The following is an 18,861-nucleotide window of genomic DNA, read 5'->3' on the forward strand; positions in this document are numbered from 1 at the left end:
TTCCGCCAGACTGGAGTGCCTTTGCATCCCTGATTCAAGGTTCTTCACTACTTCAGTTAACATTTCCATCGCAATTTTGATGAATTAAAAACAGGGGGTGCAGAGATATTGCCCTTGGACGTAGTGGCTTCCCCATGATGCAGGGGATCTGAACAGTTGATTCAGAGAATTTTGCACCAATGGGACACGGTGAGACTTATGATTATGATAAAGTCATCCAATTTACCCCCCTACGGATATGCTCGATAAACGTGATAAACCCCAACCATTAACTGGGGAAGCTCTGCTCGCTAAGTTTGCAGAACTGAGTGGCTGGAGTGACAAGGAAAAAGCGAAAGCCTGTGGTTATTACACGGTGACGAAAAATGGCACGGAACGGGTGAATATTCTCAAGTTCCGCAATGCGTTAATCGAAGCCCACGGCATTCACTTAGATGGTAAAGGGCGTAAACCCAAACGTTCCCGGGGTGGCCGGGAAGCCAGTTATCGGGTGCGGGTGCAATCCAATGGCAATCTGTTGATCGGGGCGGCCTACACCAAACAAATGAATTTGCAACCGGGGGAAGAATTTGAAATCACCCTGGGGCGCAAACAAATTCGCCTCAGCCAAGTCAATCCCAGCGGGGGTAAGGATACGGAAGAAACAGATTAATGTTGGGCTTAAAGTTGTTTATGGGTGTGGGGGTGTTGGCGAATATTATCGCTATCCCGCACGGAGCGGCGGCTATTCAAAACCCGCTTCCGTTCTAAATTGAAATTCAAATCTCGCCGTTCCTGGCCAACCGCTACATGGGTCATGGCTTGGGGTTCCCGGAGGTAGGTGCGGGCGGCGGCAATGGCTCGTTCCCAAAAATCCGCGCAGGGTTGGGCGTGGGGAAAATATTCCGCCATCACCTGGGTGGCTTCCCCCAAGGTAGTGGCCCGCAGGACGGCGTAGGAGGTGGGCATCCCCTGGAGCAAAGGGCCCAGGGTGGCGGTGGGGATCGGTTCAATGATCGGCAGTTCGGTCAAGTCCCCTTCTTCTTTCCAAAAGCAGTGGGCAAGCCCTAATAGCAGATAGGATTGGGGATTCAGGTCAGGGGGAAGGGCGGGCAACATGGAGAAACCTTAGGGCTGGGTGAGCCAAATGACCTGGCGTTGGTGCGGTTGCAGGCGATGGGTCGCTTTTTGTTGTAAACGGGGTTGCTGTTGGGGGTCAAAGGTGCGTTGAAACTGGGTCTGCAATTCCCGTACCTGGGCTTCCGTGCGTGCCAATTCGGTTTGCAAAAATTGCGAGCGTTGTTGCTGTTGCTGGTGGTAGGGAATTAAACGTACCAATGCCACGACCATGCCGGTACACACCAATCCCTGGATGGCAAAACCCCAAAATAATTCCTGGCTGGAGGGAACTTGGGCGGGGCGGTGAGCGACTGAAGGACGGGGGGCTGGCATACTGGGGAAAGACAAAAGAACTGCAATCTGAGCTTATGCGCCTAGTTTATATTAATTGTCATGTCAAAAGCTGTCCACTCCCGTTGGCACCCTCTCGCCGGTGACGCTTCCATGAGGCAAGTCATGCACATGATACCCAAGGCATTCCGGCGCAAGGAATCCCTCGCTCCCTGGCGGGTTCCCCAAGGGCTACGGCGTTGGGGGGTATTTGTCCTACTGTTGGTTTTGAGTTTGGGCTTGGTGGTGGCACCGGTGCAGGCCCAACGGAGTGGGGTGCCCTGGCCGGTACTACTCCAACGGGGGTTAGAAATTCTGCAATGGAGCAACCTCTCCGACCGGCAGGAGGTGCAGTTGGGACAGCAAATCCATCAACAACTTCTGGGGCGGGAATTTCAGGTACATAACGACCCGGATTTGCAACAATATATCACCGAGATTGGTCAACGGCTGGTGGGGGTGAGTGAACGCCCCAATTTGCCCTACGAATTTACCCTGGTTCGCAGTCCCCAGGTGAATGCCTTTGCCACCATGGGCGGGTTTGTGTATGTGACGACGGGGCTACTCAAAAGTGTGGACAACGAGGCCCAATTGGCGGGGGTGATCGGGCATGAAATTGGGCATATCACTAATCGTCATGTGGTACGGCAGTTGCAACAGTTGGCGGTTGCCCAGGGGATTAGCACCCTGTTGGGGACGGATGGGAGTCGGTTGAATGCGGTGGTGATTGAATTGGCTCTGCGTCGCCCCCGCAGTCGGGAGCATGAACTGGAGGCGGACCGCAGTGGTTTGAATTATTTGCTCCGTTCTGGGTATGATGCCCGGGGGTTGTTGGAATTTTTGGCAAAACTCCAAGGTCAGGGCACCCCGCCCACCTTTCTCAGTACCCACCCGGCTCCCCAAACTCGCATCGTCGCCCTGCGGGAACAAATGCCTGCCAACTCATCCGGTGGGGGCACCGACCCGCAAGCCTACCGACAACGGGTGCTTAGCCGCTTGCCCTAGGGGGATACCCTGCTTCCCCAAAAGCCCATGTTGAAACGGATATAACCTGAGAAGTTCCAGCGAACAGTACACTGGAAATAGTGTGAAACCCTAACCGTCATGTTCCTAGCCATTGCCAATCACAAGGGTGGGGTTGGGAAAACCACTGCCACCCTAGCACTAGGGGGCTTATTGTCCGAGCTAGGAGCCTGTTTGGTGGTTGACCTCGACCCCCAGGGGAATCTCACCACTGGTTTGGGGGTGGAATTGGGTTCCGACCAGCCGGGAGCGTACCATTGGCTGACCGGGCAAGTCACCAGCGCCCAGGTGATTCAAAAAACCGCCAGCGGTCTCTATCTGTTGCCTGCCGATGGGAATCTCAGTCGGGCAGAAATGGAACTTTTACAGAAAAGTGGAGCGTTTTACACCCTGCGGGATCGGTTGGCGGGCTGTCGGGAACAGTTTCGCTATGTGTTGATGGATTGCCCTCCCAGCCGGGGACTCCTGACGATCAATGCCCTCGCCGCCGCTGACTATGTACTGATTCCCGTCCAGTGCCAATTTTTTGCGCTCAAAGGGCTGTCGGCACTCTTGGAAACCGTGGACCACGTCCAACGCCGCCTGAATCCCAAATTACATATCCTGGGGGTGTTACCCACGATGGCGGAAATGCAAACGATCATGACTCAAGATGTCCTAAATGCCCTCAACGCCCAGCAAAATTTTCCGATCTTCAAACCCCTCCCCAAATCCGTGAAATTTCCCGAATCCAACCTGGCTGGGGAACCGATTCATCGTTACACCAACGACCGCCGCCTCCTGGAACCCCTGGTGGAATTGGTCAAATTTATTCAACGGCAGGAAAAACCGTGAAACCCCGCCCCCGCCTCACCGAAGACAACAACCCCCTCAACCGCCGCCCGGTTTCCAGTGGGGATAGCCTAACGCCCCCGGTGACCACCCCCCCGGCCACCGAATGGGTGAGCTATCAAATCCCCCCCGAATTGCGGCAGGAATTGCACGCCCTACAACAACAATGGCAAACCCAAATGCCGGAACTCACCGAGTCGCAACTGGTGGAATTGGCACTGAAATTTTTTTTAGACCAATCCCGCAAGGTGCCGCCGCCAAAACCAACACCCCAACTGCCCCCCACCGCCGAACCAGAAGATTTAATGGGTTATTTGGATTAATCGCAAAATTACAGTCTTTTAAGTAATTATGGGATACATTGGTCAATCATGCTGAGGTTTTAGAATAATCAAGGCTTTTTGTATCCTGTAATTGACAAATAAACTGTATATCCTTCAAGCGATTCTACTCCACTCTAAAGACTTTCAAGACTTCATCGCCCAGGTGGTTGATGACTTTCACAGCGATATTACCCGATGTGGGTTTGGGGAAAGGGCGGGAGGTGTCGCTTCTCAGTGTGTCCCAGGTGGCTTCGTCTATTTCGGCTCTGAGGGAGTTTTTCAGGGCTTTGTAGGAGTCGCTACTGGCTCCAATAAAATAGGCATGACGGACAAAAAAGCTCTCATGGTTGTAGTTGGTGTCTAGGAACCAACAGGCAATTTCATCCCCATCGCTGGAGCGTACTTCCCCAGTTTGGGGGTGAAAGACATCCACGCCACGAATTTGCACTTGATAAAATTTTTTAGGACTGACCATATCATCTCAATTGGATTAAATTCTGGTGAATAAACAGGGAGAGACAGCCTTTTAGGTGGTTACAGGATACGGCTGTAAACCTCTAAACTCTTTTCCCAGATAGAAATAGACGAATGCCTGCGAGACGACAGACTAATGTATGGCGCAAAAGCATCCTCCGCCTTACCAGGGGCTACCAATCATACTAAACCCAGACCAGAAGTAGGGGTGGGCAAAGTCTAGTCCTTTCACTTGAGCCAGTTCTGAGGGCAAAGGAATGCTCTGGCCGCTCCGGGTCACCAATCGTAGTTGTGGTCCTTCCACTTTGGTTTGACCCCGTAGTAATGCCAGTTGGGCTTGCCGTAGAGCTTCTGCTTTAATCGGGGTACTCTGGAGGTTGGTGTAAAATTCTGCCATCAAAGCAAAAGTGGAGGTATCATCCACATTCCATAGCGAGGCCACTGCGGTTTGCACACCGGTTTTCACCGCCAAACCCGCAAAGCCAAATTCTACCGTTGGGTCAGTTATGTCTCCGATCAGTGTGCGACACGCCCCCAAGGTCAGTAATTCTACTCCCTGTAGGGAGAGTTGGGGCAATTGGGTGACGGGCAGGTTCTGATTGTTGCCAAATACAATGTAAGAATCACGCAAATCCCCAGGTTTGAAGGTGGCGTGGGTGGCCAAATGCACCATCCGAAATTGCCCCGACTTGCGCTCTTGGATCAACCGCTCTGGGGTAAAGTCTTGGTTGAGGAAATAGCGACCCGGCCAGACGCTGGTAATGGTCTTCAGTTCCGTCGGCACAGAGGGCAGGGGGTTTTCATTGGCAAAGGTGGAAGCACCCATCGCCAATACCTCGGCACCCTGGAGGGAGCGATAGCGGGTGGAAATCAGGTTGACACTGGGGGTCATCGCCAGATTGTATTTCTCAATTAGAAATTGCTTACCGTCATGGAGAGCGGCCAACGGCAGGAGGCGAATCCCCCTATCCGGTACCACCAGTAGGGTATCAATCCCTTGCGCTTGCAATTCTGGCGCAATCGGCTCAATTAGCCAGCGGTAGAGGGTTTGCGCATCTTTGAGGTATTCTTTGCCCCCCACCCAGCGACGGTCAGACAGCTGGTTGCGGAAGCGACTGATCACCCTGAAAACTTCATCCCGGCGGGCACTGGGCACTCCCCGATAGATAAGCGGTGCAGTTTTCGGTTGCTGAACCAGACCTGTTGCCAAATCAACCGAGGCCACCACGATGCCCTGGTTTTGGGCAACGCCTTGGGGAATGCCTGGGGTGAGCATTACGATACTTAGGTTGATTTGATCCAACACCCAATAGACAATAGCCGTTTTGCGCCCCGTTTGTTTGTAGATGTTTTGTAAAAGAGTCTGGACATCCGCAGCGGAACGCAGGGTATTGGCGGCTTTCACCCCCAAATAGTTGGCAAACTCCGCACCGAAGGCCACATCCAGGGAGAAAATCCCCTCCTCGGTTGCCACGTCCAGTTCTGTCCTGAGAACTTTGGTACTTTTATCGGTGACATCACTCAAAGTGATGGTATTGCCAATGAAAGCGAGAAGATTATTCTTGTCCTCACCATTGCTGACGAACGTGGAACCAAATTCAGAAATACGGAGAACCCCCGGCGCACTTCCAGCTCCCGTGCCTTGGTAAATGATTGTGCCGCTGTTCGTACTCACGAAGGCATTAGACAGAATACCGACATTTGCAGTACCTATACCTCGCCCTATGCCTAGAATACTGATCGCTCCACTATTACTAATAATTTGCGTGTCTAGTAAAGACACCCCTAAATTGAAATTCGTTCCATTCCCCCCTATTCCTTGATAGGTAATGTTGCCACTCTCGGTCTTTACTTGAACACCTGTACCTTGCAAAATACCTTGATTCAATTCCTTTGTTCCCCCCCCACGGCCGTTGATGCTAATTGACCCCGTGGTAAAAATCTTGGTGTTTTTACCTTCTAAAAAGACACCAGTGTTCCTGTCCATTCCATCGCCTCCTATGCCTTGGTAGGCGATATTCCCGTTAGTACTACTGACCTGGGCACCAGTACTTTGAACAATGCCAAGGTTGCCTTCACCTATAGAACCCATTTGACATCTTATAGAATATAGAGACATGGACTCAGTGGAGATAGTTATGGCGTATTCCAGCGACCTTAGTGATGCAGAATGGGAGATTGTTGAACCGCTGTTATTGGAATTGCTACCTAAGAAGAAAAAAACTCGTCCCCCGAAATGGACAAATAGACAAATCATTAATGGCATCTTGTATCAACTCAAAAATGGTTGTAATTGGTGCGACTTACCTAGAGACTTACCCCCTTATTCAACTGTTTACTGGCACTATAAACAATGGCGAGCCGCTGGAGTATTGACCGAGTTGATGCACAGATTGCACCAACAGGTACGAGAGCAGGTTAAAAAAAAATCCCAATGGACAACCCTAATCATCATTGACTCCCAAGCGGTAAAAAATACTTGTAATGCGAGTATTGATTCTAAAGGATATTGTTTTTACAAAGCTACTAATGGTATCAAGCGACATTTGGCTGTAGATACCCTTGGATTTCCTTTTTTCACTCATTGTACGCCTGCCAATGTATCGGATGATGTGGGATTAGTGGAAATGTTGACCCTAAATATGGATTATTTTAGGGCTGAGCCGGTGACGATTCCCAAAATTACAATTTTGTTAGACCGGGGTTATCATATTAACTTTTTAATCAAAAAATTAGAGCAGATTTATCCACAAATTATGACCAAAATCCGCTTTGAATTGTCAAGGAAGCCGTCAAAACAAAAGAAATCAGGCTTTGTGCCTGTGACGGCTAGGTGGGTGATTGAGCGGTCGAATGCTTGGATGGAGCGGTGCAAGAGTCTGGTCAAGAACTTTGAACGAACTCTGACCCATGCCGTCACCAAAATAAACCTACAGTCTTTTAAGTGCTTATGGGATACAGTTGAACCCCACTTGCCGTAAGTCAATTATTATTCTGAGCCTTGAGAATGATGGAGGCTTTTTGTATCCTTTAATTGATAAATAGACTGTATGTTTTATTTGCCTTATGGTGAAGCGTCTCGCATCTCCTCCTTGAAATCTCAAATGGGTTCTATGTGCAGATGCTAATATGGTTCAGCTAAGCTCATCCATCTGTCGGTATAAAAAATTATTATTTCCATGCCCTTACCCCTGGCGATTGTCCTGGGCACCCGCCCGGAAGCCATTAAACTTGCGCCTGTGATTCAGGTTTTACGCCAAAACCCCCACTGGCAGGTCACGGTGATTACGACCGGCCAACATCGGGAAATGGTCGCTCAAATCTTCAGTTGGTTTGATTTACAGTGTGATTACGATTTGGAAATTATGCAACCGGGGCAAACCCTGGAGCAAATTACCTGTCGGACGCTGGAACGGTTGTCCCCTTTGCTGAAAACCCTCCAACCCCGGTTGGTACTGGTGCAGGGGGATACGACCACGGCATTTGCGGCGGCGCTGGCGAGTTTTTATCAACGCCTTCCCATCGGTCATGTGGAAGCGGGGTTACGCACGGACGACCTGTTCAGCCCCTACCCGGAAGAGGCAAACCGCCGACTGATTTCCCAGATTGCCCAGTTGCATTTTGCCCCCACCCCCCTGGCAGTGCAGTACCTGGAACAATCCCGGGTGACTGGACAGATTCATCACACTGGCAATACGGTGATTGATGCCCTGTTGCAGGTGGCGGCGCAACAGCCCGATTGCCCCATCCCTGGTTTGGATTGGCAAAAGTACCGGGTACTGCTGGCGACAGTGCATCGCCGGGAACATTGGGGGGAACCCCTGGCTCGGATTGCTCAGGCGTTTTTGGGGATTCTGGCGCAGGTGCCGGATACCGCCCTGGTACTGCCACTCCATCCCAATCCCCAGGTGCAAGCGATACTCAAGCCCGCCCTGGCCGACCATCCCCGCATTTTTTTGACCCCGCCCCTGGACTACCCGCAACTGGTGGCTGTCCTGCAAAAGTGTTACCTGGTGCTCACCGACTCTGGCGGCATTCAGGAGGAAGCCCCTGCCCTGGGTAAACCGGTTTTGGTCCTGCGGGACACGACGGAACGCCCGGAGGCCATTGCGGCAGGAACGGCGGCACTGGTGGGAACCGATACAGACAAAATTATTACCAAAGCCGTGGAATTGCTCCGGGAACCCCAGCAGTACGCTCAGATGGCGAATGCGGTGAACCCGTTTGGGGATGGCAAAGCGGCCCAACGTATTGATAAAATTATTACAGAATACTTAACTTAAACCCGATGGCAAAAAGCCGCAGTCACTACATTTGCCGGGAATGTGGGGCGGAGTACAGCCAGTATTTTGGCCAGTGCCGCAACTGTGGGACGTGGAATAGTTTGGATGAGGTGGCGGTGCTCCCAGAGCGGGGGCGGAAATCTCGCAGTGGGGGGATAGCGCAACCCCGGCAGGCTTTGCCCTTGTCCCAGGTGAGCGACCAGGATTGGCAACGGTTGTCCACGGGTTCGGGGGAGTTTGACCGGGTGTTGGGGGGCGGCATTGTCCCCGGTTCCCTGGTGCTGGTGGCGGGGGATGCGGGGATCGGCAAGTCAACGTTGTTATTACAAACGCTGGCGGCTTTGGCAGGGCAGATGCCGGTTTTATACGTCTGTGCGGAGGAGTCGGCGCAACAGGTGAAATTGCGGGCCAAGCGGTTGACCACGGCGGCGGATGGGGAGCAGTTGTACCTACTGGCGGAAACCCAGTTGGAGGCAATCTTGGCGGAATTGGACAGTCTGCATCCCCCGGTGGCGGTGATTGACAGTATTCAAGCCCTGATGTATTCGGCTTTGACTTCGGCTCCGGGTTCGGTGGCGCAGGTGCGGGAATGTACGGCGGCGTTGATGCGGGTAGCCAAGCAAAATCACACGGCGTTATTTATTGTTGGACATATTACCAAGGAGGGGGCAATTGCCGGGCCAAAAGTATTGGAGCATTTGGTGGATACGGTGCTGTATTTTGAGGGGGATGCGTTTGCCAATTTTCGCTTGTTACGGGCGGGGAAAAATCGCTTTGGCCCCAGTTATGAATTGGGCATTTTTGAAATGACCCCACAGGGCTTAAAAGAAGTCACGAATCCTTCGGTTTTATTCCTCAGTCATCGGGAATCGCCAGCGCCGGGAGTGGCCACGATTGTTGCCTGCGAAGCCAGCCGTCCCCTACTTGTAGAAATTCAAGCATTAGTTAGCCCCACCAGCTATGGCACGCCCCGGCGGGTGGCCACGGGTATTGATTACAATCGGTTGGTGCAAATTTTAGCAGTGTTAGAAAAACATCTGGGCGTTCCCCTGGCGAAATTTGATGTGTATGTGGCTTCGGCGGGGGGGTTGGGGGTGTCGGAACCGGCGGCAGATTTGGGCATTGCTTTGGCGGTGATGGCCAGTTTTCGCAATTGTTTGGTCGAGCCGCAAACCGTGTTAATTGGGGAACTGGGTTTAAGTGGGCAAATCCGGCCGGTGCAACAGTTAGAAACCCGGCTGAAGGAAGCGGTGAAATTGGGCTTTCAACGGGCGATTATTCCTATGAATAACACTGAGGCTATCCCTGGGTTGGCACTGATCCCGGTACAGCGGATTTTGGCGGCGATTTTGGCGGCACTACCAGCGGCGGCAGGGGGTTAAACTTCTGGCACAATAGAAACCTATGGGGAATACATTTGGGCATTTGTTTCGGGTCACGACCTTTGGGGAGTCCCACGGGGGGGCGGTGGGGGTGGTCGTCGATGGCTGTCCGCCCCGTTTGCCTTTGGAGGTGGCGGAGATTCAGGCGGAACTGGACCGGCGGCGGCCGGGGCAAAGCAAAATTACCACACCCCGCCAGGAACTGGATCGGTGTGAAATTCTCTCCGGGGTGTTTGAGGGGCAAACGCTCGGCACACCAATTTTGCTCCTGGTGAAAAATCAGGATGCTCGTAGCCAGGACTATCAGGAAATGGCCAGCACGTTTCGCCCTTCCCATGCGGATGCCACCTATCAGGCCAAGTACGGTATTCGCAATTGGCAGGGGGGGGGACGGGCTTCTGCCAGGGAAACGATTGGGCGGGTGGCGGCCGGGGCGATTGCCAAAAAAATTCTGCGCCAGGTGGCGGGGACGGAAATTTTGGCTTACGTGGAGCGGGTGAAGGATGTGCAGGCCTGCGTTGACCCCGAACGGGTGACACTGGCGGAGATTGAGAGCAATATTCTGCGCTGTCCGGACCCGGAAATGGCCGCCCAAGCCATTGATTTGATTGACACCTACCGCAAGGAGGGCAATTCCGTCGGGGGGGTGGTGGGCTGTGTGGCCCGCTCGGTGCCGGTGGGGTTGGGGGCACCCGTATTTGACAAGTTGGAGGCGGATTTAGCCAAGGCGGTGATGTCTCTGCCTGCCAGCAAAGGGTTTGAAATCGGCTCTGGGTTTGCGGGCACGATGCTGACTGGGCGGGAACACAACGACGAATTTTACCGGGATGAGCAGGGCCGGATTCGCACCCGTACCAACCGCTCCGGGGGCATCCAGGGGGGCATCAGCAACGGCGAAACGATCTATCTGCGGGTGGCGTTCAAACCTACGGCGACCATTTTGCAACCCCAGGCGACGGTCACCCAAGACGCTGAGGAGGTGGTACTGACACCGAGAGGCCGGCACGACCCTTGCGTGTTACCCCGGGCGGTACCGATGGTGGAGGCGATGGTTGCCCTGGTGCTCTGTGACCACTTGCTCCGCCATCAGGCGCAATGCCGCATCTGGGAGTAAGGTTCTCTTGCTCAAACCGGGCGATAGGGATTACTGTTGCAGGAATTTTGCCAGGATTGTCACCTGCGCCAACAGCACAATCAAACAGTCCACCAGGCGCAATTGCCCATCGGGAAATTCCAGCACCAGGGGTTCAAACACCAGGGCCCGGGGGCGTTGCAAAGCCGCTAGCGCCGCATCCACAATCCGGGTGGAACTGGGAAGTTGTAATTTGTCCGCCTTCAGCACTTCCACCAAAATCTGAATCGGGCGTTTGGGGTAAATTTCGGAACTATAAACCTGTTGCATATGGGACTCAAACCGTTGGCGGCCAATGGCACCAATCACCGTGTCCCCGTCCACAATCATCATCCCCGGCACATCCGGGTGATTTTTCATGTACTCCATCACCTCCCGGGTCAAGGTGGCGGCAGGCACTTTATAATCGTGGGACGGCAAAACATCCAGGGTGGCGGCGGGGGTGAGATGGCTAAAATCAGGATAGGACATACAAACACCTCGGCGACGTGATGGGGAAGCCAACTTTTACCATAGCCAGTTCCCTGGCCCCCGGTGGTTAAGCGCAAGTTAAGGTTCCCGTCCCATTGCCCAGCGGATTTGCCGGATCATGCCCCGCAACAAAGCCAGTTCTGCCGGGGTGGGAGTCGCCCGGTACAGGAGGTGGCGGATTTTGGCCATGCGCCGTTCCCGGGTGTGGGGGTAGAGGTAGCCCACGGTGAGTAACAAATCTTCTAAATCCCGCAGATAATCCTCTAGCACGTCCAGGGGCACGGATAGGGTGGGGGGCGGGTTGGTTGGGGAACATTCCTGCTGGTACTGATAAATTTCGTACAGGCAAATCCCCACCGCCTGCGCTAAATTCAGGGAATGATACTCGGGACTGGTGGGCAAGGTCACCTGCCGTTGGGTCAATTGCAGTTCCGCCCAGGTGAGTCCCCGCTCCTCCGGGCCAAAGACCAGTGCCACCGGCTCTGTATCTGCCAACAACCAGGGCAAGACCTGTTTGAGGGGTTCCCCGGGGGGATTGCGTCCGAGGGTGGCCACCGCTCGATGACAACCGGTTAGGGCTGTGGTCAGGTCAGGCACCACCTGCGCCTGGGTGAGGATTTCCGGGGCATGAACCGCCATCCGCCGTGCCCTTTCCCCTAACCAATCACACCGGGGTTGTACTAAAATCAGTTCCCGGCTGGCAAAGTTTTTCATCACTCGGGCGACGGCTCCCACATTCAATTCCCCCGCCGGTTCGACCAGAATAATTCGCACGGATGGCCTATTCATCGGTTTGTGAGGGAAGCTAGTCTCCCTGTAAGGTTGGTTGTGGGGGCAATTTTTGCTCCGAAGGAATCAAATTTCTGAGGGTAATTTTAATGAGAGTTCGGAGGTATTCTCAATAATCAGAGTTTCAAGTAAGTAATGATGTCGTATGGTGATCAACGCCCAAAATCCTTTTAGGGAGAGAGGTTTACTAAGATTATGTCCCATGCCAACATTAGTAAAGTGAAACTCTCCAAATTGTTACTCGCAATTAAATAACGGCACTTTTTAGCACGTTTCCGCAGTGGGAGCCACCGCCGCTTCTTGCCAGGGGCATTCATACCGCTGGGCGTAATAGTCCAGGAGTTGTTGGAGCCGTTCCGCCTGGGCAGGGGTCTCCCAAGTGCAGGTAATGCCCCCAATTTGGCTATGTTCGTAGGCAAAGGGAGTTTGGGGGGGCAATAGGTGGGTTTCGATGCCAAACAGGGCGCAGTGGGCACTCAATTCCCGATACACCCCCAGGGGTAATTTGGGCTGGTAGAGAGTGCGCTGGATCATTCCGGGATGATACAGCAGTTGACCCCATCCACGCAGACTTTGCCGGATTGTAATGCCCAACGTACCAGGGCGACCCGGTTTTCGGTGGCGGTTTTGGTGAGAATGTTGCTGATGTGGTTGTCCACGGTGCGTTTGCTGATTTCCAGGCGTTCGGCTATGTCCTGGTTTTTTAAGCCAGCGGCTACCAATTCCACAATTTCAATTTCCCGTTCGGAGAGGACAGAACGGGGGGGCGGTTGACGTTTTAAGGTTTCTGAATCTGCCATAGCCAGCGGTGGGTAGGGAATTAATACCCATCATAGGGCAAGGGTTCCGCAGATTCTGGTCTTTTACTTGGTTTGATTTTCGATTTGGGTGGGGGCTTGACCTCGCTGAGCAGTTGTTCGACCTGGCTGAGACCGGTGGCATTCTCCTGCCGTTGGTAGAGGCTCCGGGCGGTGAGCAGGACGCTTTCGGCTTCCACATTTTTCTGTTGGCGGTGCAGGGCGAACCCCAATTGGTGGTGGGCGATGGCTAATTCTGGCTCCAGTTGGATCACCTGGCGGTAGGCGAGCACGGCTTGTTCCCAGTTTTGCTGTTGGATGTACAACTGCCCCAGGGCGGTGTAGGCACGGGCGGGTTGGAGTTGGACGGCCAGTTCATAGGTGCGGATGGCGCCGGGCAGGTCGCCGGTGGTTTCCTGGAGTTTCGCCAGTTGGAAGTAAATTTCTGCGTCCTGGGGGTTGAGGGCGAGGGCGTTGAACAGGAGTTGTTTGGCGCGGGGGGTGTCCCCTTTTAAGGCCCAACTGAGGGCGATCAACCGCTGGATGGTGGTGTTGCGGGGGGCGAGTTGGGCGGCTCGGGTGAGGGTATCCAAGGCCCGTTCCGGTTGTTCGGTTTTCAGCCAGACCCGTCCCAGGGCTTCGTGGAGCGCCACGGATTTGGGGTTCAGCACCAGGCCCCGCCCCAAGGTTGCCAAACTGGCTTGGGGATTGCCCAGGCGTTCCTGGGTGGCGGCTAAGCCCAGATAGGCGGTCACTTGCCGGGCATTTAAGCGTAAACTCCGATTGTAACTGCCGCTGGCTTCCAGATATTCCCCCAGTTCCGCCTGCACCAGGGCCAGGGCGTTGAAAAAGTCGGCATTTTTGGGGCTGAGGGTGACGGCCCGTTGGTAGGCAGTCAGGGCGGCGGGCCAGTTCCTCTGTTGGGTGTGGATGTAGCCAATGGCCGCAAAAACCGCCCCATTATCCGGGGACAATTCCGCTACCCGTTGGTACACTGCCAAGGCGGCGGTGAGATTCCCCTGGCGAACCAGTTCCCGCCCCTGCCGCAGGAGTTGGTTGACATTTTGCTGAACCGCAGGCACCCGCATCGGCGGGGTTTGCGCCAACACCGGGGTACCCACCAGCCCGGCACTAACGCTGAGTAAAAGTGGCCAGATCATTCCTGCATATTACCTGGTGTGTGAAGATAGTGGGTTAAAACCCGTTTTCCAGAATAGCGGCTTTCGGAGCGAAGGGTATCATGGCGGCAATTCCTACACTACCTATTATTAATGAGCTTATTCATGAGCGTTTGGGTAAATCAATGGGTGATGCCAGCTTTTGGCAGTCCATCGCAACCCAACGCCACGCCCACGCCCAACGTTACCAACCCTGGCTGGGTGAGGGGAATGGTGCGAATGCCCCTTTTACGGTTGTGGTTATCGGGGCACCGGGGGTAGGGAAATCTACCCTTTTGCGCCAGTTGATTCACCCTTTGCCCCTGGCGGCGGGCACCACCCCCTGGCCGGTAAGTGTTTTTACGCCGGAACCGCCGGTGCTGTGGACGGATACCCCCGGTTGGAGCAGTGACCAAGCTCCCGCCATTCGGTGCGCCCTGGAGCAGGCGGATGTGTGTTTATGGGTGGTGACCGAACCCGATACTTCCCCGCCGGAGTTGGGAATGATGCTGAAAACCTGGGGTCGTCCCGTGGTGAAGGTGATTAATGTGCGGGGGGGTGCGATGCCAGCCTTTGCTCCTCCCCAGGGGAATCTCATTGCCACGGTGGCAGTCCGTTTATTTCCCCACCCCCAACCCCTGCGCCGGGAATGGCCGGATGGCCGGGTGGAGTGGGACACGGTAACTTTGGCCGCTGACCTGACCCCCCTGCAAACCCTGGTCGCCGACCTCTTGACCTCCCAAACGGCCATTCGCACAGTCAATCAGTTGCAACACCTGGCAGACCGGGAGCGGCAATGGGCACACCAACAAGGGCAAATGCCAGTGGCGTGGGCACCCCTGCTGGTTAAGTCCCTACTTCTAACCCTCAGTCCGGGGGGCTGGTTGAGCCTGGGGCTTTCCCTGGGGACGGATTTGGTAACGCTGGTTTTCCTCAGCCGCCGTTTGCATCTGCCCTTTACCCGTCACGGCATCAACCGGCTCCTGGTTGCTCTGGTCGTTAGTAGTGCCACGGCAGGTTGGCTGGGGGAGGTGGGCGAATGGGGGGGAATGATGGCGCTGGGGCAAGGACTGTGGGGGGGTCTGACCAGCTACGGACTGCAACGGGTCGCCCGCACCTATCTCCAACAGGGAATGACTTGGCAAGCGGATGGCCCCGACCGGCTTTTGCGGCAGATTTACCAGCACCTCACCCCGGGCACCTGGCTCCATACTTGGGTTGCCAGCCTGATCCAACCGGACTTGGGCAAGTCTGACCATTGGACGAGGGATGACACCCCTAGCGGCGGTCAAAGTTAAATTTGCGGGGACGGGCGGGTTTGTCCGGGTTGGATAGGGGTCGCTCGGGCGGTTCGGGGGTATCACTGCGGCTGGCCTGGGCGGCTTCGGCGGCCTTTCTCGCTTCCCGTGCCTGGGCAATTTTGTCCAAAACTTCCTGGGGGACTTTTTCCAGCAGGAGGGCGGGCAGGGCGTACTGTTCATCGCCCCAAGCCTTGCGGCAACTCAGGGTCGCCATCGGTTGACCGTTGGACTTGATGTAGAGGGATTTGACCGTGAAGATGAATTTGGCTCCCTTTTCATTGCGAAACCACACCGGGTCTCCTTCTTGGATACCCAACTGGTCAAGGGAAAGCTCTTTTTTCGGCATGGAGGGCGGACTCCCAGATAAACCAGCGCAGGTAGGGATTTTTACTGTACCGCATTTCCAGCGGCTTTTCTGCTTAAAATTATGCCATGCGGAACCGGTGCAGGAGCAATTGGGGGATGGAGGAAACGCTCAGGGAGTTAATGACCCAAGCCCAAACCGCGGGGGCAACCCAGGTGCAGGTGCAGGTGGAGGCGCACCGCTCCCAACCGGTGAATTTTGAGGCGAACCGGCTCAAGTCCATCGAACGTACCCAATCCCAAACCGTTGCCCTCTGGCTGTGGCGGGGGGGAAAACCGGGGGTGGCAGTGGGGTCAGGGGCGGTTTCCCCGGAGGCGTTGGTGGCAAAAGCCTTGGCGGTGGCGGACTTACATTCCCCAGAACCGGTGCAGTTACCCACCGGCGGGGTACGAGAATTTGCAGAACTCCACCCGCCCCTGGCACCGGAGGTATTGATCCCCTGGGGGCTGGAGATGATTGCCCAAATCCGCCGGGCGTTTCCCGAAGTCCTCTGCCAAGGGGGCTTGAGTTGGGAGGAGTCCCTGACCCGCTTGGTCACCTCGGAGGGGTTGGACTACACCTACCGCACCACCGCCCTGGAGGTGGGCATGGCCTGTGAATGGGTGCGGGGAGATGACTTTCTCGCCGTTGCGGAACACACCCGTACCCAGGCGGATTTTGACCCCCAGCCCCTGGTCACTCGCCTGTGCCAAGCCCTCACCTGGGCGCAACAGAATGTCCCCATTCCCCCCGGTCGCTGGCCAGTACTGCTCACCCCTAAAGCCGCCGATTTGCTCTGGGAACCCATCCAAGCCGCCCTGAATGGTCGTCAAGTCCTGGAGGGCGCATCCCCCTGGGCCCAACGGCGGGGCGAACGGGTCGCCCATCCCCATCTCACCTGCCGCCAGGAACCCCATGTCCCCCTGCACGGCTGTCCCTTTGATGACGAGGGGGTGTTGACCCAACCCTTGACCCTGATTGACCAGGGGGTGCTGACCCGCTTTTACACCGACCAGTACACCGCCCGCCAGTGGGGGGAAGCCAGCAGTGGCAACGGGTTTCGCCCTGGGTTGACCCGCGCCCCCTTCCCCAGTCTGGTGAACTGGTGGGTACAGCCCGGTGACCTGAGTGAATCGGCCCTCCTGCGCCAGTTGGATACGGGCTTGGTGGTGGATCAGGTGCTAGGGGGCGGTGCGGACATTTCCGGGGATTTCTCGGTGAATGTGGATTTGGGCTACTGGGTACGGGGCGGCGAAATCCAAGGGCGGGTCAAGGACACCATGATCAGCGGCAATGTGTACGATATACTGCAAGGGGAAATCCTCCTGGGAGCCAATGCCACCTGGCAAGGGGACAGTTTCACCCCAGGGATTATCATTGACCAAGTCACCATCACCAGCCAAACCACCCCATGAATATTCGTCTTACCCCAGCGGCGGTTGGTGCCATTCACCATTGGCAGAGACGCACGGGTCAGGAAGGTACCCATTTGCGGTTGGGGGTCGCCCCCGGCGGCTGTGCGGGATATTACTATACATTGTCTTTAGAAAATATGGATAAAATTAATCCAGAATTAGACGCAACCAACGACACAATGGGGGTAACCGTGGTGATCCCCACACACCAGCGAGAACTTCTATCCGGCTTAACCCTGGACTACACGGAGGACCTGGTGGGGGGGAGTTTTCGCTTCAACAATCCGCAGGCGCACCAGACCTGTAGTTGCGGGCATTCCTTTGCGCTCACCCCTGGGGACGCACCACCATAAGCGAAAAGTAGGACAATTGCAAATCGGGATAGGCGGTTAAATCACGATAAATCCTTTGTTGCGGCCAACCGACCCACTCCACCACATAGCTCGCTGTTAGTAAATTGTGCTTGTGTAATCCCCGCCACAATTCCGGGTAATGTCTCGCCATTTTCAGCACCACAATCACCTCAGCGTGGGACAAAGCCGCCTCTAGGGGTTCCCAACCCTGCACCGCCGGGAGCACCAGCAACCGTTCCGTTTGTTGCACCAGGGGCAACCCCACCGCCGCCGCCGCCGCACAGGGGGAACACACCCCCGGAATCACCTGAATTTCAATCTCAGGATGGGCGGACAACCCCTGGGCAATGTAAGTAAAGGTGCTGTAAAAACTACTGTCCCCTTCACAGACAAACGCCACATCCAAACCCTGACGCAGAGGGATCAATATCGCTTGAACTGCCTGTTGCCAGAGCCGGGTAGTGGTGGCTGGGTCATGGCTAAAGGCAAATTCTAGGGGTAAAATCCGGGTGGTGTCCGGGACATGATGCTGAATGATTTGGGCGGCGACACCGGGGGCATGCTGACGACCTTGGGGCACACACACCACCGGCACCCGCTGGAGGATGTTCCAGGCTTGCAGGGTGATCTGCTCCGGGTCACCAGGACCACAACCAATGCCATAGAGTTTGCCAAGCACCCCTAGCCCCAACCCGCCCAAACGATTAACCCCAGGGAAATTCCCACCAGGGCAATCGGGACAAAATAATTAGTTTGTACTGCAATCAATGCCGTTGGTGGCTCCGGGGGCAGGGGTAAGGGTTTCGTTTTGGGCTTGCCTAAGGGGAAACTGGGGAGCGGCTCATCGGTAATCGGGGGGATTTCATTGAGCCATTCCGCCCGCCGTTGCAGTTGGGGTGCCTCCAGGATGTACAGCACCCGTTGGCTCTGTTGGCGAATTTGGGGGTCGGGGTGACTGGTCAGTTCCCGGCATAGGTCACGCGCCAGTTGCCGCTGTTGATTGGCTTCATACGCCATGACCAACCAAAGTTTCACCTGGGGGTCGTGGGGACGGCTAACCCGGGCAGATTCTAACGCCGCCACCGCTTCCCGGTACCGCCCGGATTCCATCGCCCGCAGACCTTCGTGGTAACAATCCGGCATGGGGGCAGGGGTGACTAGAACCCGTTGCGACCCCAGACCACCAGGGCAATGGAGAAGGTAAAGCTCGCCATCACCGCCACCCACGCCAGGGAAATAATGTCCATAACCAGTTCCTTTGTAAAAACGCCATTCTATTTTAATTTAACTACAGGGCACCTCTATTTATTGTCACTACTGGAAGATTATTTCGCTGAGATACCTATATTATTGAGAACC

24 protein-coding genes are annotated in these 18,861 nt (G+C 55.1%); 11 read left to right on the forward strand and 13 right to left on the reverse strand.

From position 1 onward, the window contains the following. The first annotated feature begins 238 nt into the window (after positions 1–238). Positions 239–652, forward strand: coding sequence for an AbrB family transcriptional regulator (locus tag MLD66_RS06740; RefSeq protein ID WP_247216281.1), 414 nt, complete (start codon positions 239–241; stop codon positions 650–652). Positions 653–660: 8 nt separating this feature from the next. Here the strand turns inward: MLD66_RS06740 and MLD66_RS06745 are convergent, their stop codons facing one another. Then, positions 661–1,098 carry a hypothetical protein gene (locus MLD66_RS06745; protein WP_247216283.1) on the reverse strand — a complete coding sequence of 146 codons (438 nt, stop codon included), beginning with the start codon at positions 1,096–1,098 and terminating at the stop codon, positions 661–663. Positions 1,099–1,107: 9 nt separating this feature from the next. Beyond that, on the reverse strand, positions 1,108–1,431 hold the full coding sequence (locus MLD66_RS06750) for a hypothetical protein (protein ID WP_247216285.1): 324 nt from the start codon (positions 1,429–1,431) through the stop codon (positions 1,108–1,110). A gap of 123 nt (positions 1,432–1,554) precedes the next feature. Between MLD66_RS06750 and MLD66_RS06755 the strand changes: the two genes are divergently transcribed. The 3 genes from MLD66_RS06755 (at position 1,555) to MLD66_RS06765 (ending at position 3,605) form a co-directional block, all read left to right on the forward strand. Further along, positions 1,555–2,433, forward strand: coding sequence for a M48 family metallopeptidase (locus MLD66_RS06755; protein ID WP_247216286.1), 879 nt, complete (start codon positions 1,555–1,557; stop codon positions 2,431–2,433). A 99-nt stretch (positions 2,434–2,532) separates the two neighbouring features. Further along, positions 2,533–3,285, forward strand: a complete 753-nt coding sequence (locus MLD66_RS06760) for an AAA family ATPase (RefSeq protein ID WP_247216289.1) — start codon at positions 2,533–2,535, stop codon at positions 3,283–3,285. Then, positions 3,282–3,605: a hypothetical protein gene (locus tag MLD66_RS06765; protein ID WP_247216291.1), complete on the forward strand. Its 324-nt coding sequence runs from the start codon at positions 3,282–3,284 to the stop codon at positions 3,603–3,605. The genes MLD66_RS06760 and MLD66_RS06765 overlap by 4 nt, the downstream gene beginning before the upstream one ends. 124 nt (positions 3,606–3,729) lie before the next feature. Here the strand turns inward: MLD66_RS06765 and MLD66_RS06770 are convergent, their stop codons facing one another. After that, positions 3,730–4,080 carry a hypothetical protein gene (locus tag MLD66_RS06770; protein ID WP_247216292.1) on the reverse strand — a complete coding sequence of 117 codons (351 nt, stop codon included), beginning with the start codon at positions 4,078–4,080 and terminating at the stop codon, positions 3,730–3,732. Positions 4,081–4,242: 162 nt separating this feature from the next. Further along, positions 4,243–5,754, reverse strand: coding sequence for a CHAT domain-containing protein (locus tag MLD66_RS06780; RefSeq protein ID WP_247216294.1), 1,512 nt, complete (start codon positions 5,752–5,754; stop codon positions 4,243–4,245). A gap of 463 nt (positions 5,755–6,217) precedes the next feature. On the opposite strand from MLD66_RS06780, the gene MLD66_RS06785 reads away from it, so the two are divergent. The 4 genes from MLD66_RS06785 (at position 6,218) to aroC (ending at position 10,858) form a co-directional block, all read left to right on the forward strand. Continuing rightward, the gene (locus MLD66_RS06785) at positions 6,218–7,060 is read left to right on the forward strand and encodes an IS5 family transposase (RefSeq protein WP_247216297.1); all 843 of its coding nucleotides are present in this window, start codon (positions 6,218–6,220) and stop codon (positions 7,058–7,060) included. Positions 7,061–7,249: 189 nt separating this feature from the next. Continuing rightward, positions 7,250–8,362 carry a UDP-N-acetylglucosamine 2-epimerase (non-hydrolyzing) gene (gene wecB / locus MLD66_RS06790; RefSeq protein ID WP_247219010.1) on the forward strand — a complete coding sequence of 371 codons (1,113 nt, stop codon included), beginning with the start codon at positions 7,250–7,252 and terminating at the stop codon, positions 8,360–8,362. Between the two features lie 5 nt (positions 8,363–8,367). Next, positions 8,368–9,744 (forward strand): DNA repair protein RadA, encoded by a 1,377-nt coding sequence (gene radA, locus MLD66_RS06795; RefSeq protein ID WP_247216299.1) that lies wholly within the window; start codon positions 8,368–8,370, stop codon positions 9,742–9,744. A gap of 22 nt (positions 9,745–9,766) precedes the next feature. Beyond that, complete coding sequence (aroC, locus tag MLD66_RS06800) at positions 9,767–10,858, forward strand: chorismate synthase (RefSeq protein WP_247216301.1); 1,092 nt, start codon at positions 9,767–9,769, stop codon at positions 10,856–10,858. A 30-nt stretch (positions 10,859–10,888) separates the two neighbouring features. On the opposite strand, the gene MLD66_RS06805 is transcribed toward aroC, so the two are convergent. The 5 genes from MLD66_RS06805 to MLD66_RS06825 all read right to left on the reverse strand — a co-directional run bounded on the left by MLD66_RS06805 (position 10,889) and on the right by MLD66_RS06825 (position 14,093). Then, the gene (locus MLD66_RS06805; protein WP_247216303.1) at positions 10,889–11,347 is read right to left on the reverse strand and encodes a hypothetical protein; all 459 of its coding nucleotides are present in this window, start codon (positions 11,345–11,347) and stop codon (positions 10,889–10,891) included. A gap of 78 nt (positions 11,348–11,425) precedes the next feature. Beyond that, on the reverse strand, positions 11,426–12,136 hold the full coding sequence (locus MLD66_RS06810; protein ID WP_247216305.1) for an RNA methyltransferase: 711 nt from the start codon (positions 12,134–12,136) through the stop codon (positions 11,426–11,428). Positions 12,137–12,400: 264 nt separating this feature from the next. Further along, complete coding sequence (locus tag MLD66_RS06815) at positions 12,401–12,670, reverse strand: hypothetical protein (protein ID WP_247216307.1); 270 nt, start codon at positions 12,668–12,670, stop codon at positions 12,401–12,403. Continuing rightward, positions 12,667–12,936 (reverse strand): LuxR C-terminal-related transcriptional regulator, encoded by a 270-nt coding sequence (locus MLD66_RS06820; RefSeq protein ID WP_247216309.1) that lies wholly within the window; start codon positions 12,934–12,936, stop codon positions 12,667–12,669. Before MLD66_RS06820 ends, MLD66_RS06815 begins: the two co-directional genes overlap by 4 nt. 20 nt (positions 12,937–12,956) lie before the next feature. Next, a complete protein-coding gene (locus tag MLD66_RS06825; protein WP_247216311.1) occupies positions 12,957–14,093 on the reverse strand; it encodes a tetratricopeptide repeat protein in 1,137 nt (378 codons plus the stop codon). Between the two features lie 143 nt (positions 14,094–14,236). On the opposite strand from MLD66_RS06825, the gene MLD66_RS06830 reads away from it, so the two are divergent. Beyond that, on the forward strand, positions 14,237–15,388 hold the full coding sequence (locus tag MLD66_RS06830; RefSeq protein WP_247216313.1) for a GTPase domain-containing protein: 1,152 nt from the start codon (positions 14,237–14,239) through the stop codon (positions 15,386–15,388). Here MLD66_RS06830 and MLD66_RS06835 read toward each other — a convergent pair. After that, a complete protein-coding gene (locus MLD66_RS06835) occupies positions 15,369–15,737 on the reverse strand; it encodes a hypothetical protein (RefSeq protein ID WP_247216315.1) in 369 nt (122 codons plus the stop codon). The two genes, MLD66_RS06830 and MLD66_RS06835, sit on opposite strands and share 20 nt — an antisense overlap. A 116-nt stretch (positions 15,738–15,853) precedes the next feature. Between MLD66_RS06835 and MLD66_RS06840 the strand changes: the two genes are divergently transcribed. Both MLD66_RS06840 and MLD66_RS06845 read left to right on the forward strand, forming a co-directional pair. Further along, positions 15,854–17,149: a metallopeptidase TldD-related protein gene (locus MLD66_RS06840; protein WP_247216317.1), complete on the forward strand. Its 1,296-nt coding sequence runs from the start codon at positions 15,854–15,856 to the stop codon at positions 17,147–17,149. Beyond that, on the forward strand, positions 17,146–17,502 hold the full coding sequence (locus tag MLD66_RS06845; protein ID WP_247216319.1) for an iron-sulfur cluster assembly accessory protein: 357 nt from the start codon (positions 17,146–17,148) through the stop codon (positions 17,500–17,502). The genes MLD66_RS06840 and MLD66_RS06845 overlap by 4 nt, the downstream gene beginning before the upstream one ends. Here MLD66_RS06845 and MLD66_RS06850 read toward each other — a convergent pair. The 3 genes from MLD66_RS06850 to MLD66_RS06860 are packed head-to-tail and all read right to left on the reverse strand — an operon-like array spanning position 17,477 to position 18,749. Beyond that, entirely contained in the window at positions 17,477–18,181 is a 705-nt protein-coding gene (locus MLD66_RS06850) for a precorrin-2 C(20)-methyltransferase (protein ID WP_247216321.1), read from the reverse strand. The two genes, MLD66_RS06845 and MLD66_RS06850, sit on opposite strands and share 26 nt — an antisense overlap. A 2-nt stretch (positions 18,182–18,183) precedes the next feature. Next, entirely contained in the window at positions 18,184–18,645 is a 462-nt protein-coding gene (locus MLD66_RS06855) for a tetratricopeptide repeat protein (RefSeq protein WP_247216323.1), read from the reverse strand. A 14-nt stretch (positions 18,646–18,659) separates the two neighbouring features. Continuing rightward, the gene (locus tag MLD66_RS06860; protein WP_247216326.1) at positions 18,660–18,749 is read right to left on the reverse strand and encodes a cytochrome b6-f complex subunit PetN; all 90 of its coding nucleotides are present in this window, start codon (positions 18,747–18,749) and stop codon (positions 18,660–18,662) included. Positions 18,750–18,861 lie beyond the last annotated feature (112 nt).

It is taken from the genome of Synechococcus sp. C9 (genome assembly GCF_022984075.1).
Taxonomy (GTDB): Bacteria; Cyanobacteriota; Cyanobacteriia; order Gloeomargaritales; family Gloeomargaritaceae; genus Gloeomargarita.